Raw genomic sequence first — 15,862 nt, 5'->3', positions numbered from 1 at the left:
AATATAACCTTGAACTTTATTAAATATTGTTAAGGATTAAGTTAAAGAATGTTAAACTTAAAATTATATAAATTGAGTGCTAAGAAAACTATACTTTAATAATATAGCTTATCTGTATTTAAATTTAAAAAACGCTGCGTGGCAAAAAATGTAGAAATCCAAGTAATAAAAATACCAAGTAAAAATATAAAACCAAATAAGCCAATAAGTAAAATAGGCTTATTTAATAAAGCTAATTCAGGGAACGTTTTATCTATATAATATAAAACAGTAGCCATACCTATTAAAGCTAAAATGGCACCTATAATCCCAAGCTTTACACTTCGCCAAATAAATGGTTTTCTAATAAAACGTTTGGTGGCACCAACCATTTGCATGGTTTTTATAGTAAATCGCTTAGAATAAACAGCCAGTCTAATAGAACTATTAATTAAAAGTACAGCAATTAAAGTAAATAAAGCACTTAGTAACAATATCCAGAAACTAATTTTCTTTACATTGTCATTCATTAAGTTTACTAAATCATTATCGTAACTTACTTCTTCTACAAAATTCTTAATTAAAGCTTCTTCAGATATTGCTTCTAATTTCTCAGAGGTTACAAAGTCTGCTTTTAAATTTACATCAATAGAATTTTTTAAAGGATTACTACCTAAAAAATCCATAAAATCTTCACCACTTTCGGCTTTCATAAACTCTGCCGCTTGTTCTTTAGACACAAAATTGGTAGACTTAACATAGTCGGCCATAGCCAAACTTTTTTCAAGTTGCTTAATTTCAACTTCTTTAGCAGTATCTTTTAAAAAGATGGTAACTGTAACTTGTTCTTTAAAATGATCGGCCACTTTTTTAGCATTAAGTACTAAAAGACCCAATAAACCTAGTAAAAATAAAACTAACCCGATACTTAAAACAACTGAAAAGTATGAAGATATTAAACGACGTTTTTGGTATTTATCAAAAGATGAGCTCATAAAAAGACTTTAGTTTACGATGTAAAAATAATAAAGTTATTCATTACCTAAACTTTAGAACGCTTAAACTTTCAACAGTATTATAGAAAGTTTAAATTTGTGCATTAAATAGTGGAAAAATAAGACAATGCAATACGATTTTAATAAAATTGAGAAAAAGTGGCAAAAATATTGGTCAGAAAATCAAACATTTAAAGCCTCTAATACTAGCGATAAACCTAAATACTACGTACTCGATATGTTTCCTTACCCATCTGGCGCAGGCTTACACGTTGGGCATCCGTTAGGTTATATTGCCAGCGATATTTATGCACGTTACAAACGCCATAGAGGTTTTAATGTATTGCATCCGCAAGGTTATGATAGTTTTGGTTTACCTGCAGAACAATACGCTATACAAACTGGGCAACATCCTGCAGTAACTACAAAAACTAATATAAAAACATATCGTCGTCAGCTAGATCAAATAGGCTTTTCTTTTGATTGGTCTAGAGAAGTAAGAACATCTAATCCAGAATATTATAAATGGACACAATGGATATTTATTCAATTATTTGAATCGTATTATTGCAATAATAACAATAAAGCAAAGCATATAAACGAATTAATATATGTTTTTAAAGTTAACGGAAATAAAGATGCTAATGTTGCTTGCGATGATGATGTAGAAGAATTTACAGCTGAAGAATGGAATAGTTTTTCAGAAATAAAACAACAAGAAATACTATTAAAATATAGATTAACATACTTAGCTGAAACCGAAGTAAATTGGTGTCCAGTTTTAGGAACCGTTTTAGCAAACGACGAAATTGTAAACGGCGTTTCAGAACGTGGTGGGCATCCTGTTGTACGTAAAAAAATGACGCAATGGAGCATGCGTATTTCTGCATACGCAGAGCGTTTATTACAAGGCTTAGAAGATATAGATTGGACAGATTCTTTAAAAGAAACACAACGTAACTGGATAGGAAAATCTGTAGGAGCAAGCGTTACATTTAATGTAAATAATCACCAAGAAACAATCGAGGTTTTTACCACAAGACCAGATACTATTTTTGGAGTTAGTTTCATGACGTTGGCACCAGAACACGAACTAGTTTCACAAATTACAACATCAAAACAAAAAGCAGAAGTAGAAGCTTATATAGAAAAAACTGCAAAACGAAGCGAACGCGATCGTATGGCAGATGTAAAAACCATTTCTGGAGTATTTACAGGAGCTTATGCCGAGCATCCATTTTCTAAAGAGCCAATTCCAATCTGGATTGGTGATTATGTGTTAGCAAGTTACGGTACAGGTGCTGTAATGGCAGTTCCTTGTGGAGACCAACGTGATTACGACTTTGCTAAACATTTTAATATAGAAATTCCTAATATTTTTGATAATGTAGATATTAGCGAAGAAGCTTTTACAGGAAAAGATGGCGTTAAAATTGCAAATAGCGATTTTTTAAACGGCATGAATTATAAAAAAGCAAGCAAGCGTGCCATTTATGAGTTAGAACAATTAGGGCAAGGCGAAGGTAAAACCAATTATAGATTGCGCGATGCCGTTTTCTCAAGACAACGTTATTGGGGAGAACCGTTTCCAGTGTATTATGTAAATGGTATGCCGCAAATGATTGATAAAGCACATTTACCAATTACACTGCCAGAAGTAGAAAAATATTTACCAACCGAAGAAGGCGAGCCACCTTTAGGTCGTGCCAATGTTTGGGCTTGGGATACAAATAAAAATCAAGTAGTTGAAAACGATAATATCGATAATGAAACCGTTTTTCCGTTAGAATTAAACACCATGCCAGGTTGGGCAGGAAGCTCTTGGTATTTTTTCCGTTATATGGAAGAAGCCGCAAATAGAGGCGATGTTTTTGCAAGTGAAGACGCACTAAAATATTGGGAAAATGTAGATTTATATATTGGTGGTGCAGAACACGCAACAGGACATTTATTATATTCTCGTTTTTGGGTAAAATTGTTAAAAGATAGAGGCTTTGTAAATGTTGAAGAACCTTTTAAAAAGTTAATAAACCAAGGAATGATTCTTGGTACTAGCGCTTTTGTTTATAGAGAGGAAAATACTAATAACTACTTATCAAAAGGTTTAATTGAAGGAAAAAATGTATTACCAATTCATGTAAAAGTAAAATATATTAACGCATCTGATGAGTTAGATATTGAAAGTTTAAAAAATGATGCAGAATTTGGAGCAGATTATAAAGATGCAGAATTTATTTTAGAAAATGGTGTATATAAAGTTGGAAGAGATGTAGAAAAAATGTCGAAATCTAAATACAATGTGGTTAGTCCTGATGCAATTTGCGAAGATTATGGAGCAGATAGTTTAAGACTTTACGAAATGTTTTTAGGACCATTAGAGCAATACAAACCATGGAATACTGCTGGTATTACTGGAGTGCATAATTTCTTAAAGAAACTATGGAAATTATATGTAGACGATAATGGTTTAAAAGTAAACGATGCAGCGCCAACAAAAGACAACTTAAAAACGCTACATAAAACCATAAAGAAAGTACAGGAAGATATCGAGAATTTCTCTTTTAATACTTCGGTTTCTACTTTTATGATTGCTGTAAACGAACTTGGTGCACAAAAATGTACAAGTAAAGAAATATTAGAACCATTATTGGTTTTAATTTCACCTTACGCGCCACATATTGCTGAAGAATTATATAGCCAATTAGGCTATAATAATTCTATTTCTACAGTTGCTTTTCCAGAGTTTAATGCGAGTCACTTAGTAGAAAGCAGTAAAAACTATCCAATATCTTTTAATGGCAAAATGCGTTTTACGTTAGAGTTGCCTATGGATATGAGTAAAGACGATATTGAAAAAACTGTAATGGCTCACGAAAAAACAATTGCTCAATTAGATGGCCGTGAACCTAAAAAAGTAATTGTTGTGCCAGGAAAAATAGTTAACATTGTTGGGTAAACTAACAAATTTAAAAATTAAACGTGCCGATAAAATTGGCATGGTTTTCTTTTTTTCATTTGTATTAGCTACAACATTAATATGGTTTTTTGAGGAGCGCTTTAATGTCGAGCAATGGAAAACGCAACCAAGAATGCGTTATAAAATGGCTGATGATATTATTGAAAATAAAATACTTATTGGTAAAACAAAACAGGACATTGTTTTATTACTTGGTAAAGCACAATATGAAATAACAGAAGGTAAAGATCACTTTATTTATCGTTTAGGAAAACCTACAAGTTTTTCAGAATTAAAAGAAGCTAAACTTATTATAGTTTTTGAAAACAACATTGCCGTAAAGGTTATGCAAATAGAAGAATAATAAGTTTAGCTCAACTGTTTTTTATATTTTAGTAAACAAAACTCATGAAATTTATTATTCCTATTTTATTTCTAATAATTAGTTTTTCTGCGGAAGCGCAAGAAAAAAATTTTCCTGAAGATTATTTCGGAATTTATAAAGGCGATTTAAATATTACCAATGCAAAAGGTAAACAAAGTATTGGTATGGAATTTCATTTAACAGCAACAGATTCTGCTGAAATTTATAATTACAAAATTGTATATATTTTTAATGGTGAAAGAAACGATAGAAATTATACTTTAAAAACTGTCGACAAAGATAAAGGTGAATATATTATAGATGAAAATAATGGTATAATTTTAGGCGCGAAACTCGTAGACAATGTACTTTATAATGTTTTTGAAGTACAAGGTAATTTACTAATGACTACAGAAGCTTTTTATAACGACTATATGACTTTTGAAATTGTGTTTTCTGGTAAAGATGCAAAAACTACAACAAAAGCAACCGAAGATAACACCGAGGTTATTAGCTATCCTGTTACTGTGACACAAAAAGCAAAGCTTTTAAAACAATAAAACAGACAAATTTTCTTCCATTAAAAATGGCTTACTTTTTGTTATATTTAAACCATATTTAAAATATTAAAATTATGATGGGATCAAGTTATATGGGTTATTATATTATTATCGGATTAATATCGGTAGTAAGTTGGTTAGTTAGTAACCAATTAAAAAGAAAATTTGCTAAATACTCTAAAGTACATTTACGAAATGGAATGAGTGGTGCAGAAATTGCAACTAAAATGTTGGCAGACCATGGTATTAGAGATGTACAAGTAATATCTACACCAGGACAATTAACAGACCACTATAATCCTACAAATAAAACAGTTAATTTAAGTGAAGTTGTTTACAACCAAAGAAACGCATCGGCTGCTGCTGTTGCCGCACACGAAGTTGGCCATGCTGTACAGAATGCCACAGCATATAAATATTTAACTATGCGATCTAAATTAGTACCGGTTGTACAATTTACATCTAGTATTTCTCAATGGGTAATTTTTGGAGGTATAGCATTAATGGCTAGTGAAGCTATGGGAGTAACCGGAAAATATATTGCTATTGCCGGATTAATTATGATGGGTTTTGCAACACTTTTTAGTGTTATTACATTACCTGTAGAGTACGATGCTAGTAATCGTGCATTAGCTTGGTTAAAAAACAAAAACATAGTTACTCCAGATGAATATAAAGGTTCTGAAGATGCTTTAAAATGGGCTGCAAGAACTTATTTAGTTGCAGCACTTGGTGCAATTGCTTCTCTTTTATATTTTGCTTTACGCATATTTGGCGGTAGTAGAGATTAATTAAAAATTAAGAATAATTAAAAAAGCTCCTTATAAAAGGAGCTTTTTTGTTTTAAAACTTTCTTAATAACTTTAATTTATAAAAGCTAAAAACACATTTAGAATAATAACAACTACTGAAAGTATAATAATTCCAGTTATAAAGTTTTTGTTTTCTATCTTTTCCATATACGGTTGATTTTTATTTAAAAACTCTGTACCATTACAATACAGAGTTTTCTTAAAAAATTAATTTTCCCTTAAAAACTAATTAATAGCAATATAAAGATACCTTGAATTAACGATAAATAAAATACGTAGAACTACGTAATTTGTTTGGCTTAAAATAAGTGTTTAAAAACGCTGAAATCGCCTGTTATACATAATACTAATAAATAATATGGAAGCCTTAAAAATTGGATTACCAATTATAAATCTATATTAAAAACGCAGATTTAAGAAAATCTCTTATACAGTTTTAAATTTAGTTTTAGAGAAATGTAATTAAATATCGCTATAAAAAAGAGAAGCTCTACATCCGGTTAAAATGTAGAGCATTTGCTTCTCCTATTGATATGATTGATTAATAGCACTGTAAAGATAACTTGAATATATGATATAAAAAATACGTAGAACTACGTATTTTTTAGTGTAATTTAAATTTACTCAAATAATATAAAAGCTTTGTTTACAATACTATGTGTTATTTTAAGCATTCTTTTAAAAAAAGAGAAGCTCTACATTATAATATAATGTAGAGCTTTTAGGTTCCTCTTTAAATTGATTAATAGCAATATAAAGATAAAGTGAATATATGATATAAAAAATACGTATAACTACGTATTTTTTTAGACACAACATTTAAAACAAAAATCTTGTTATGCCTTACTATTACTATAAAAAATGACCTTTAAGTGCTTTTTAAAATTTATAACTAGACATTTTGAAAACGTAAAAAAACGCTAAATAAGTTATTTTATAATATAACTAAAATAAGTCTTTATTTAAATTTGCCCATAACATAAGTGCATTATGAGATTTTTGAAGCTTTAATTTTTTTACAATATTACTTCTGTGTTTTTCTATAGTCCTAATAGAACTTTGTAAAGTGTTAGCTATTTCTTGATTAGATTTATTTTTAGAAAGTTGTTTAACAATTTTTAATTCTGTTTTAGTTAACAACTCTTTAATATGCGCATTAGAGTATTTAATTTTTGAATTTAAATAAGATGCAATCTCTTCACTAAAATATTTTTCTTTTTTGGTTACGTGATCAATACAAATTTCAATTTCTTCAATAGCAAATTCTTTTAATATATATCCATATACATTAAACTCTTTAGCTTTATCGAAAAGAGCCTCTTCATTATCGAAAGTAATTAAAATTACTTTGGTATCTAATTTATGCTTTTGACACTGCTCTGCAACCTCTAAACCTGTTAGGTATGGCATTCTTATATCTAAGATAGCTATATCTGGTTTGTGTTTAATAATAAGGTTGTATGCAGATTGCCCATCCTCGGCTTTACCTAAAATGCTATATCCCTTAGAGGATAAAAAATCACTTAAACCACGTAACATTAAAGGATGATCGTCTGCAATAACAATGGAAGTACTCATGTAATAAGACGTTTTATAAAATATGTTGCAATAAAAGTAAGAAAATTATAGCTTTATAGTACCTTTAAATAAAGGTATTTCTTATTATAATCTATAATAGCTTTTCCTTTTTTAAGAATATCTGCTCCTATAATTCCATTTACTGGTTTAGCATTATGCATAGTAAGCGCAGTATTTACGTGTGTTAAATCAAAAAGAACCAAAGTAATATTATTACATTTCCAACGTCCAATTTTAATTTTATTTTTAGATGCTGTTTGTGTTAACATATCTATTGCTCCTGCTCCAGCAGCTTTAATACTAGACGCTTTTGCTTTTAAATTAAATAAGTCTGCATCTTTAAAACCAATACAACTATTTGAAGCTCCAGTATCTAATATAAAAAGTCCCTTTACTCCATTAATTGAAGCTTTTACTTCAAAATGATTAGTTTTAGTAAATTTCAATTTTATTTTTTTATACTCTTTTTCAAGTAGAAATTCCCACAGAGCGTTTTCCATTATTTCTTTTATATAAGAAAAGTAAAAATAGGATAATTACTATTGAAATTCCAATTATTAACCACTTATTAAAATAGTTATGCTCTACTTGGTCAAAACCACCATAAAGTGTAAAAGCACTCCAGTAATATGGCGATTTTTTTATATTACTTATGTTTTTATTATTTAAATATTCAATTTTAGACTGGTGATTAGCAAAACTAATAGATGTTGTATTATCTAAATTTCTATAAAACGAAGTCATAATCTTAGACGTAGATAAATCACTAATTTGCCATAACGAATACAACACTTTTTTAGCTCCTGCGTATTGAAAACCTCTTGCTATACTTAAAGCTCCTTCGCCACGCTTAAGCTCTCCCACTCCAGTTTCGCAAGCACTTAAAACTACTAATTCTGGATTAAGGTTTATGTTGTATAACTCGTTAATAGATAGAGGCTCGTCTATAAAAGCTATTTGTGCTGGGTTAAAAAAATCTCCTCCAGTGCCATGAGTGGATAAATGCAAAATAGAATGCTTTTTTGCCTGTTTAAGAAAGTTACTTTTTGTTGCATTTGCGTGCATTAAAAGTGTTGTTTTAATTTCTTTTTTTAAATTTTTAGATTCGTCTAAAGAATAAGACAATTCTTGACTTGTATCTTTAAATACAGGAAATACGCCTAAAACACTATGTTTATTTTTAGGTGAAGAATTAGTTATATACAATAAAACTGAAGCATTAAAAACTGATTGATGAAACTTTACAAAAAACGGCATGCTATCGAATTTTTCAGTTTCACTTTTTGCTGTTAAAAGTGCATCAAAAGGAATAAAATTTATAAAACCATCTGGTATTATAATAAGATTACTTTTATCTTTTATAATATCTAGTTTCAATAATTTGTAAATTGAATATGCATCTTCTGTAAAATTTGAAATATTATTATTAATAGATGATGAACTTTCGAAATAGTTAATAAAATTTTTAATGTTTTTAGTATTTTCCTTACTTAATATAATTCTATTAAATGCTGTTGCTTGTTCTGAAACTATAATTTGATAAATAGCTTTTTTATCATAAAAATAATTTACTAATGTAGCTTGGTCTTCTTTAAGTCTTGAGTTTAGAGCTGATATTGAAAACGAACTTTGTGAACGTTTATATTTTTTTTCTACATCTTTATTTACTTTTTTTAGTTCTATGTTAATAGATGCTAGTTGCTCTCTAATTATAGTTTTTGAGTCTAAAATGTCTTTAAAAGGTGTTTTATATAATCGGTTAGTAAGTTGTTGCTGTTCTTGCAATAATCTTTGTTGTAAGATTAACAAAGAATCCTCCGGATATAATTTTACTAAATTCTTTTTTTCTACTGTTTCTTTTAAAACTTTAGATTTATAACGTTCGGAAAGCTTTAATGCTTGCAAAGTGTAATTTGATTTATTACTACTATTCTGAAGCTTATAAAGTAAATCTAAACATTTTTCGCTACGGCTTCTATATTCGTTTAATAAAATAAATTTCCCTTCTTGAGATGTAGTGTTCATAGCCAACAAATCGATTACATAAAAACTTAAATTGTAATACTCTAAAGCTTTTTCAGGATTAGATTGCAAGGCAGCATATAAATCGAAAATTTCAATAAACGTATTTTCTGGATACAAATTATCTTCGCTTAATATAGATTTAGAATTATAATCTGGGAGTAAATATTTTAAAGCTATTTTAAGAGTGCTTTCTGCTGTATTAAAATCATTTAACAAAAAGTAAAGTTGAGCTTCTTGAAAATATAATTTGGATAATAAACTTGCGGAAGATAGTTGATCTCTTTTTAAGTTTTTTAAACTTTTAAAAACCTTTAAAGCTTTTGCATAATCCTTGTTTTGCATAGCTAACTCGTAACTTAATTCCTTCTCTTGAATGTTACCAAAAGTTTTTAATGGAGAAACTACTTTGTCTATAATAATTACATCTCGGTTCAGTCTAATCTCACTTCTGGACTTTATACCTTTTAATATCCTTTTCTGCTGTGCATTAATTTTTTTTATATTAAGTCCATAGTTTACAAGCTTTATAGATTGTTGGTGTTTTCCTAAAGTTTGATACAGTCTCGATAAATTTATAATACCAGCTACAACCTGGTTGCTATCGTTATTGTTTTTGGCTAAATCAATATAGCTTTTTGTAATGTTCTCGGAACTTAAATAATCTCCAACTCTATTATATAATATTCCTAAAGGTTTTAAACAGTTTTCTATAATATCAAAATCGTAAGAGCTTGCAATATTTTTATCTTTATATAACTTCCAAGCTTTTTCATAAGTAGAAATTGCAGTGCTATTTTTATTGTTTTTATCTAGATAATAAGCTTTATTTACTAAAAGGTAGATAAATGCCATATACTCTTCTATGGAGGTTAACCTACTTTCAAAATTTGCAATGTTTTTATTTAATGCTGCTAGAGCTTCTGGAGATTTTTTAGCATTAAAAGTATCTGTAGCATTATATATAGCATCTTCTATACTTTGGCAAAAAACACTTCCAAAGCTTAATAAAAATAAGATAACTAAGAGGTTTTTCATTATTGACTATTAAAATAATATTTACTTATGCTTGTTTATAAAAACCTTTAGAATTTCCAGATAGCATAAAGCTGCATATAGTTATAATTTTCTTTAGAATTCAATATATAACGAGCGCCAAGACTTGGTCCTATTCTGGCAAAACCAGCTGTAACTTCAAACAGTATACCTGTTCTAAAGTTTGAAAAACTTTCACTTGTTACTATAGTTGTTTCGCTAATGTTTTGATATGGTTCTATATCTAAACCATTTTCAGTTTGAGCGCGATCTATCTTTATACTGTTTGTGCTTTTTTCACTTAACGAAATCATGCCTTGCAGTCCTGCTCCCAAACCAATGTAATTATTTATGTTATATCTAATTAACACAGGTAATTCCCAATCTACATTGTCGAAACTGTTTGCTATAGTGGTACGCTCTCTACCAATAAATGTAGCGGTATCTATATTTTCTTCGGTAATTATTTTATTTCCATTAAACTGGTGAAAGCTGTTTAATAGTTCTACTTGCCAATACCATTTATATGATTTGTAAGGTGAAATTGTTGCTCCTACAAAATAACTTTTAGAGTCATTAAGATTATTAAAAGAGTTGTATCCTGCTTTTGCACCAATAGATATGCCTGGCAAAAAACGAGTGGTCGAGTAATTGGTAATTATAGGTTCGTTTTTATCGAAAATTATAGCCGTTCTAGATTTTGTTTTTTGTTTATGAAAATTTTTTCCAAACTTTAAACTGTATTTTACAAAGCCTTGTGTGGAATCGTAATCCTTAACATTTTTTTGTTCGCTACCTGGTAAATAAATATTTTTAAAGGTAAAAATGGCTTGTTTACTAGTGTAAGTGGTATCTAAACAACTATAACTTACTTCCTGTTTAGGACAAATTTTTACTTTAGGATACATGTCTTCTACGCGAATAGTGCTTTTATCGAACATTTCTGGAATATCTGTTTCTAACCGAATAGTATTTGCTGGTCCTTCTCCATTATTTTGAAAACGAATTTTAAATTTTGGCCTTTTAAAACGTACTAACCTATAATTTAAAAACGTAGCATTAGAAGACATTTTATTAGGATCGTGAGAGGTAACAATTTCCATTTCCATATCTTTTACCTTATGCGTTTTGTAATTATCGTCTGGAATATAAATGCTTCTTACCGAAATTATAGCACTAGTATCCTTTAACATTTCTGGTGTTGTTTTAAAGGTGTAAAAAATGTTTCGTTCTTCGTTTGGCTTCATATTATCGAACTTTACTACGGTCGATTTTTTATATGTGGCTTTGCTTTCGGCCAAGGTTAATTCTAAATTTTCTTTTTCTGTAGAATCTTTAAATTTTGCTCTTAGTAAATTAATATTATTTTTTGCTGAAGCATAAAAAGCTTGCTCATCGTCAATCTCGTGTGAGAAAACATAATCTTCGCTTTCTATTACTTGTTCGTTATTATACACTCTTGTATCTGCTAATTCAAAATTATCTGCTTTATATTTTTGCTCGTTAAAATATAAATGAAGCGTCCCATTGGTAGCATAGTCTTTATAATTTTTATAGCTCATAACTACTACCATTTCTTCATTTGGCCTGGGCTCTCGATTGCGAATAAGAGCAATATCTTCTGTCATAGACTTTGAAGCTTCTGCAGTATCACTTGCGTTATCAATATTTATTTTTTTTGGTCTAGAAGTTGGTGGTTTTCCTGTATCATAAACATTAGTGGCCCAATACTTTACTTCGTAATCACCAGTATTATTATATTTTTTTGTTGGTGTTTCTTCTTTACTATAATCGCCATCTCCAAATTCCCAAAAATGTTTATAAAATGCTTTTGGTGCTCCTGCTATTTGGTTTAAAGGAGGTGTTTTAGGTGTAAATTTCACCTCGTTTCCATTTTTATTATATGTAATATTTGCTACTCTTCGAGTTGTATCTATAACTTGGGAATCTTGACTAAATACAAATTGAAAAAGAAAAGCAAAAACAAGAAAGGAATATAGATTTTTCATAATAGCGATATGGTTAATAGTATTAAATATACAAAAACTGAATTTTTAAAATAAATCCTTCAGCATTTAAAAAAAAGCTAGAAGTAAACTCCTAGCTTTAAAATATAGTTTTATGCAATTGAGGCTAATACACTTAACAAAATAATAAGGCGAATACTAAAATAAAAAACTTGTTCCTGGATTAATTCTGCATTTTTCATAATCATGTGTTTTAATGTTCTACACCTTTATATCAATACAGTAATATATTTGTTACCCTATTTTTAATATTTATTAAAAAAAAGGTCAGATTTTTTTTCTGACCTTTTAAAAGTAGGAATTAAAAATTATGGTAGCGCATTAATAATATTTACAAATTCGGCTTCTGTTGCAAGAGCTGTTTCGTTAAAATTAAATGATATAATATCGTCTGCAACGATAGTTACTGGTTTTACAGCGTATCTCCAAACACCATTGTCTTCGGTTGCAAAAATTACATGACACTCTAAACCTATTGGTATTTGTCCATAATGCTCACTAAACAAGTTTAACGTTCCATCGTAAGTGTCTAAAGAAGCTAATCCTGAATCTTCACCATCATACGATAAGTAAATAGCGCTATTTGTAAAATTATATCCTACAGGAGCTTGTGCCTTAATTAATGTTTTTGGTCTAGGATCGTTATAAAAACGGTCGATATTAGACCACCCAAACTGACCTAAAAAGGCATAATACTCTCCTCCTTCAACAAATACACCTCCTTGTCCTGTAGCATCTTCAACTTCATCCCAAGTTAAATTTTCTTCATTATCTATTGTTCCTTCCCAAAGTGTCATTGCTGGATCTGCACCACCAGTTAAACTATTTGGCACCACTAATTGTATATTACAATTAGTATTTAAGGCTATTCCGCCTTGTGTGGCTTCTAATAAAAATTCACCACCAGAAATTAACAACGCCTTATCTCCATTTGGTAACTCTCCCATTGTAGGTTTATGAGTTGTAAGCATATTTCCTTTTTCAAATAGCTCTACGTATTTAAGATCTACAGTTCCAGAAACTGGATTACCGTTTAGTGTTAAACAATTAGTGTTAATATTAATTTGTACTCCATTGTCTGATGTTAAAGTAATATTGCCATCATTGCCATCGAACTGAAAGGTTTGAGTGTTATTTTCTAAAGCTTGTTCTCTAATATTTTGAAAAGCTTCCATTGTAGGCGGAATTTTTACTTCTTGAGAAATTTCTACACTCTCATTAGGATCGCAACTTGTTAATAGTGCTAATCCTGTAATAAATAAACTTGCAAATACTGTTTTTAAATTTTTCATGATTTCTAATGTTTTATTGGTTTACATCTTTACATAAACTTGATAATTGTTTTGTTACCTAGTTTTTATAATTTTTTTTTATTTAATCTTATTTTCTATTATTCTGTAGGATACAATATCTCCTTTGGCAAGTAAATGGAGCATTCGTTTTGCAGAGAATTCACTAGAGCTAAATCCTTTTGCGTAACCGTGTTCACTTATAACTTCCCAAAAGTAAGTTCGGTTTGTTTTAGAGTGTATTTCACTTCTTAACACATAATAGCTTACTATTTTTTGTTCTAAAACTATTACTCCTTGACCAACCATATTAGCTCTTTTTTTTGCATCGAATAATGTTGAGGCTGTTCCAGAAAATTCTCCTGTGTTAGTTTTAACAGACCAATCGAAAATTTTTATTAAATCGTCTGTTGTAATGTCTAAATTCACTTTAGTATTTATTGATGTTTTTAAATTTGTAGCGTTTACGTTTAAAAAGCTAAATACTATTGTTGCAATAATTAAAATGGAAGTCTTACTTACTCTAATTTTGTTTTTAATTACACGTTTGTAATTTCTATTTAAATAATTCATAATTTCTAAATGTTTAATGTTTAAGTGTTTTGGCACTTTGCCTTTTACAACCTTATATCAAAACCATTTAAAAATTGTTACCTCTGTTTTGCAAAGTTTTTTTAAATTGCTTAGAAACTAACTGATAATTATGGGATTATGAGTGAAAAAAAAATTCACGAAGACCAAAAATATATAGACGGCTTATTAAATAATAATTCCTTTATTATTGAAGCTATTTATCAAAAATTTGTGCCTAAAGTGGTTAATTATATTAAGCAAAATAGTGGAGACGCAGAACAAGCAAAAGACATAATACAAGAAACTATAGTTACAATATATAATCAAGCAAAAGAAAAAGATTTAAAACTCACCTGTCCTTTTGATGCATACTTTTTTCTATTATGTAAACGTAAATGGTTAAACGAACTCAAAAAAAAGAAAAATAAAGAGGTAACAATTAACGAAGAGCTTTTATTTAAAGATGATGGTGCACAAGAATTAGCTTATGAAACATTACTATTTGGAGAAAAACAAGACTTATTTAACGAGATGTTTAATAAACTAGGAAAAGCATGTAAAGATTTAATAAAGGCTACTTTTAAAATAAATTCTATGGAAGAAGTAGCAAAAAGCTTGAATATAAGTTATGCTTATGCTCGAAAAAAGAAATCTTTATGTATTGGACAATTAACAAAATTGGTTCAAGAGTCTCCAAAGTTTAATCAACTTAATTATTAATAAATATGCAAGAGGAAGATTATATTTTATTTGACGCTTATATTAACGGAGAATTATCTGACGATGAAATTTTAAAGTTTCAAGACAAGATGGATTCAGATCTTGAGTTTTCAAGCAATTTTAATTTGTATTTAGATACAACCATTTTTTTACAGAATACTATTAGAAATGAAGATGAAACTAATGCTTTTAAAAACAATTTAAATACAGTATCTGAAAATTACTTTAACAAAGAAAAAACAACTACAAAAATTGTTACACCAAAACGTAAACCGTTTAATATAATAAAATATTTAGCGGCTGCCTGTATTGCATTATTAGTTGGTTTTTTTGTGTTTAATCAATTTTCTGATCCTACTTATTCAGATTTTAATAGTCATGAGCCAATGACTATTGTAAGGAGTGAAAATAATGTAAAAGAATTAATAGAAGCCACAAAAGCTTTTAATAATAAAAACTATGATAAAGCAAATTCATTATTAAAAAAAATATTAGATACCGATCCTAATAATAGCGAATTACAACTGTATTATGCCATTACTAATATTGAATTGGATAACTTTAAAATAGCAGATACACAATTAAACAAAATAGTAGTTGGAAAATCTGTCTATAAAAATAGAGCACTTTGGTATTCGGCCTTAAGTAAACTTAAACAAAAAGATATTGACGCTACAATTGTTTATTTAAAACAAATTCCAGAAGAAGCAGATGACTTTAAAGAAGCTCAGGATTTATTAGATAAGTTAGAGTAATAAATAAAATAAAAAAGCCGCAACTTAGTTGCGGCTTTTTTTGTTGGTTGTATTAGTTGGTTAAACTTTTGTTTAGATGTTTTTTAATTAGCTTTAGGTCCTCCGCTCATGATTCTAAACTGAGAACGTCTGTTCATTTGGTGTTGCTCTTCTGTGCAGTTATTACCACAGTCTATTGCTAATTCTGTTTCTCCTTT

General features: G+C 29.0%; 13 protein-coding genes. 6 read left to right on the top strand and 7 right to left on the bottom strand.

Annotated features, from left to right (window positions below; all coding sequences use genetic code 11):
- Positions 1-95 precede the first annotated feature (95 nt).
- Positions 96-974 (bottom strand): cell division protein FtsX, encoded by an 879-nt coding sequence (locus CLV86_RS12180; RefSeq protein WP_076734312.1) that lies wholly within the window; start codon positions 972-974, stop codon positions 96-98.
- 127 nt (positions 975-1,101) lie between these two features.
- On the opposite strand from CLV86_RS12180, the gene leuS reads away from it, so the two are divergent.
- From leuS to CLV86_RS12160, 4 genes are all read left to right on the top strand, one after another.
- Entirely contained in the window at positions 1,102-3,930 is a 2,829-nt protein-coding gene (gene leuS / locus CLV86_RS12175; RefSeq protein WP_121052698.1) for a leucine--tRNA ligase, read from the top strand.
- Positions 3,923-4,294: a hypothetical protein gene (locus CLV86_RS12170; RefSeq protein WP_121052696.1), complete on the top strand. Its 372-nt coding sequence runs from the start codon at positions 3,923-3,925 to the stop codon at positions 4,292-4,294. Before leuS ends, CLV86_RS12170 begins: the two co-directional genes overlap by 8 nt.
- A 44-nt stretch (positions 4,295-4,338) precedes the next feature.
- Positions 4,339-4,854: a hypothetical protein gene (locus CLV86_RS12165; RefSeq protein ID WP_121052694.1), complete on the top strand. Its 516-nt coding sequence runs from the start codon at positions 4,339-4,341 to the stop codon at positions 4,852-4,854.
- A gap of 74 nt (positions 4,855-4,928) precedes the next feature.
- On the top strand, positions 4,929-5,645 hold the full coding sequence (locus CLV86_RS12160; RefSeq protein ID WP_121052692.1) for a zinc metallopeptidase: 717 nt from the start codon (positions 4,929-4,931) through the stop codon (positions 5,643-5,645).
- 966 nt (positions 5,646-6,611) lie between these two features.
- Here CLV86_RS12160 and CLV86_RS12155 read toward each other — a convergent pair.
- The 6 genes from CLV86_RS12155 to CLV86_RS12130 form a co-directional block, all read right to left on the bottom strand.
- On the bottom strand, positions 6,612-7,244 hold the full coding sequence (locus tag CLV86_RS12155; RefSeq protein ID WP_121052690.1) for a response regulator transcription factor: 633 nt from the start codon (positions 7,242-7,244) through the stop codon (positions 6,612-6,614).
- Positions 7,245-7,297: 53 nt separating this feature from the next.
- Entirely contained in the window at positions 7,298-7,744 is a 447-nt protein-coding gene (locus CLV86_RS12150) for a retropepsin-like aspartic protease (RefSeq protein ID WP_121052688.1), read from the bottom strand.
- Entirely contained in the window at positions 7,713-10,304 is a 2,592-nt protein-coding gene (locus tag CLV86_RS12145) for a CHAT domain-containing protein (protein WP_121052686.1), read from the bottom strand. The genes CLV86_RS12150 and CLV86_RS12145 overlap by 32 nt, the downstream gene beginning before the upstream one ends.
- A gap of 47 nt (positions 10,305-10,351) precedes the next feature.
- Complete coding sequence (locus tag CLV86_RS12140; RefSeq protein WP_121052684.1) at positions 10,352-12,310, bottom strand: DUF7849 domain-containing protein; 1,959 nt, start codon at positions 12,308-12,310, stop codon at positions 10,352-10,354.
- 326 nt (positions 12,311-12,636) lie between these two features.
- Complete coding sequence (locus tag CLV86_RS12135) at positions 12,637-13,620, bottom strand: hypothetical protein (protein ID WP_121052682.1); 984 nt, start codon at positions 13,618-13,620, stop codon at positions 12,637-12,639.
- 78 nt (positions 13,621-13,698) lie between these two features.
- Entirely contained in the window at positions 13,699-14,190 is a 492-nt protein-coding gene (locus CLV86_RS12130) for a hypothetical protein (protein ID WP_147427037.1), read from the bottom strand.
- Between the two features lie 138 nt (positions 14,191-14,328).
- Between CLV86_RS12130 and CLV86_RS12125 the strand changes: the two genes are divergently transcribed.
- Both CLV86_RS12125 and CLV86_RS12120 read left to right on the top strand, forming a co-directional pair.
- Positions 14,329-14,910, top strand: a complete 582-nt coding sequence (locus CLV86_RS12125; RefSeq protein ID WP_121052678.1) for an RNA polymerase sigma factor — start codon at positions 14,329-14,331, stop codon at positions 14,908-14,910.
- 5 nt (positions 14,911-14,915) lie between these two features.
- A complete protein-coding gene (locus tag CLV86_RS12120; RefSeq protein ID WP_121052676.1) occupies positions 14,916-15,665 on the top strand; it encodes a tetratricopeptide repeat protein in 750 nt (249 codons plus the stop codon).
- Positions 15,666-15,862: the final 197 nt, after the last annotated feature.

Origin of the sequence: Lacinutrix venerupis, from assembly GCF_003663945.1 — a bacterium.
GTDB lineage: Bacteria > Bacteroidota > Bacteroidia > Flavobacteriales > Flavobacteriaceae > Lacinutrix > Lacinutrix venerupis.
The sequence above is the reverse complement of the archived record's forward strand: the minus strand, read 5'-3'. Positions and strand labels throughout refer to the sequence as shown.

Coding starts and splice junctions, on each gene's coding strand:
- CLV86_RS12165 (WP_121052694.1), top strand. CDS start 4,339: ATGAAATTTATTATTCCTATTTTATTTCTAATAATTAGTTTTTCTGCG.
- CLV86_RS12160 (WP_121052692.1), top strand. CDS start 4,929: ATGATGGGATCAAGTTATATGGGTTATTATATTATTATCGGATTAATA.
- CLV86_RS12180 (WP_076734312.1), bottom strand. CDS start 974: ATGAGCTCATCTTTTGATAAATACCAAAAACGTCGTTTAATATCTTCA.
- CLV86_RS12130 (WP_147427037.1), bottom strand. CDS start 14,190: ATGAATTATTTAAATAGAAATTACAAACGTGTAATTAAAAACAAAATT.
- CLV86_RS12135 (WP_121052682.1), bottom strand. CDS start 13,620: ATGAAAAATTTAAAAACAGTATTTGCAAGTTTATTTATTACAGGATTA.
- CLV86_RS12120 (WP_121052676.1), top strand. CDS start 14,916: ATGCAAGAGGAAGATTATATTTTATTTGACGCTTATATTAACGGAGAA.
- CLV86_RS12145 (WP_121052686.1), bottom strand. CDS start 10,304: ATGAAAAACCTCTTAGTTATCTTATTTTTATTAAGCTTTGGAAGTGTT.
- CLV86_RS12155 (WP_121052690.1), bottom strand. CDS start 7,244: ATGAGTACTTCCATTGTTATTGCAGACGATCATCCTTTAATGTTACGT.
- CLV86_RS12150 (WP_121052688.1), bottom strand. CDS start 7,744: ATGGAAAACGCTCTGTGGGAATTTCTACTTGAAAAAGAGTATAAAAAA.
- leuS (WP_121052698.1), top strand. CDS start 1,102: ATGCAATACGATTTTAATAAAATTGAGAAAAAGTGGCAAAAATATTGG.
- CLV86_RS12140 (WP_121052684.1), bottom strand. CDS start 12,310: ATGAAAAATCTATATTCCTTTCTTGTTTTTGCTTTTCTTTTTCAATTT.
- CLV86_RS12125 (WP_121052678.1), top strand. CDS start 14,329: ATGAGTGAAAAAAAAATTCACGAAGACCAAAAATATATAGACGGCTTA.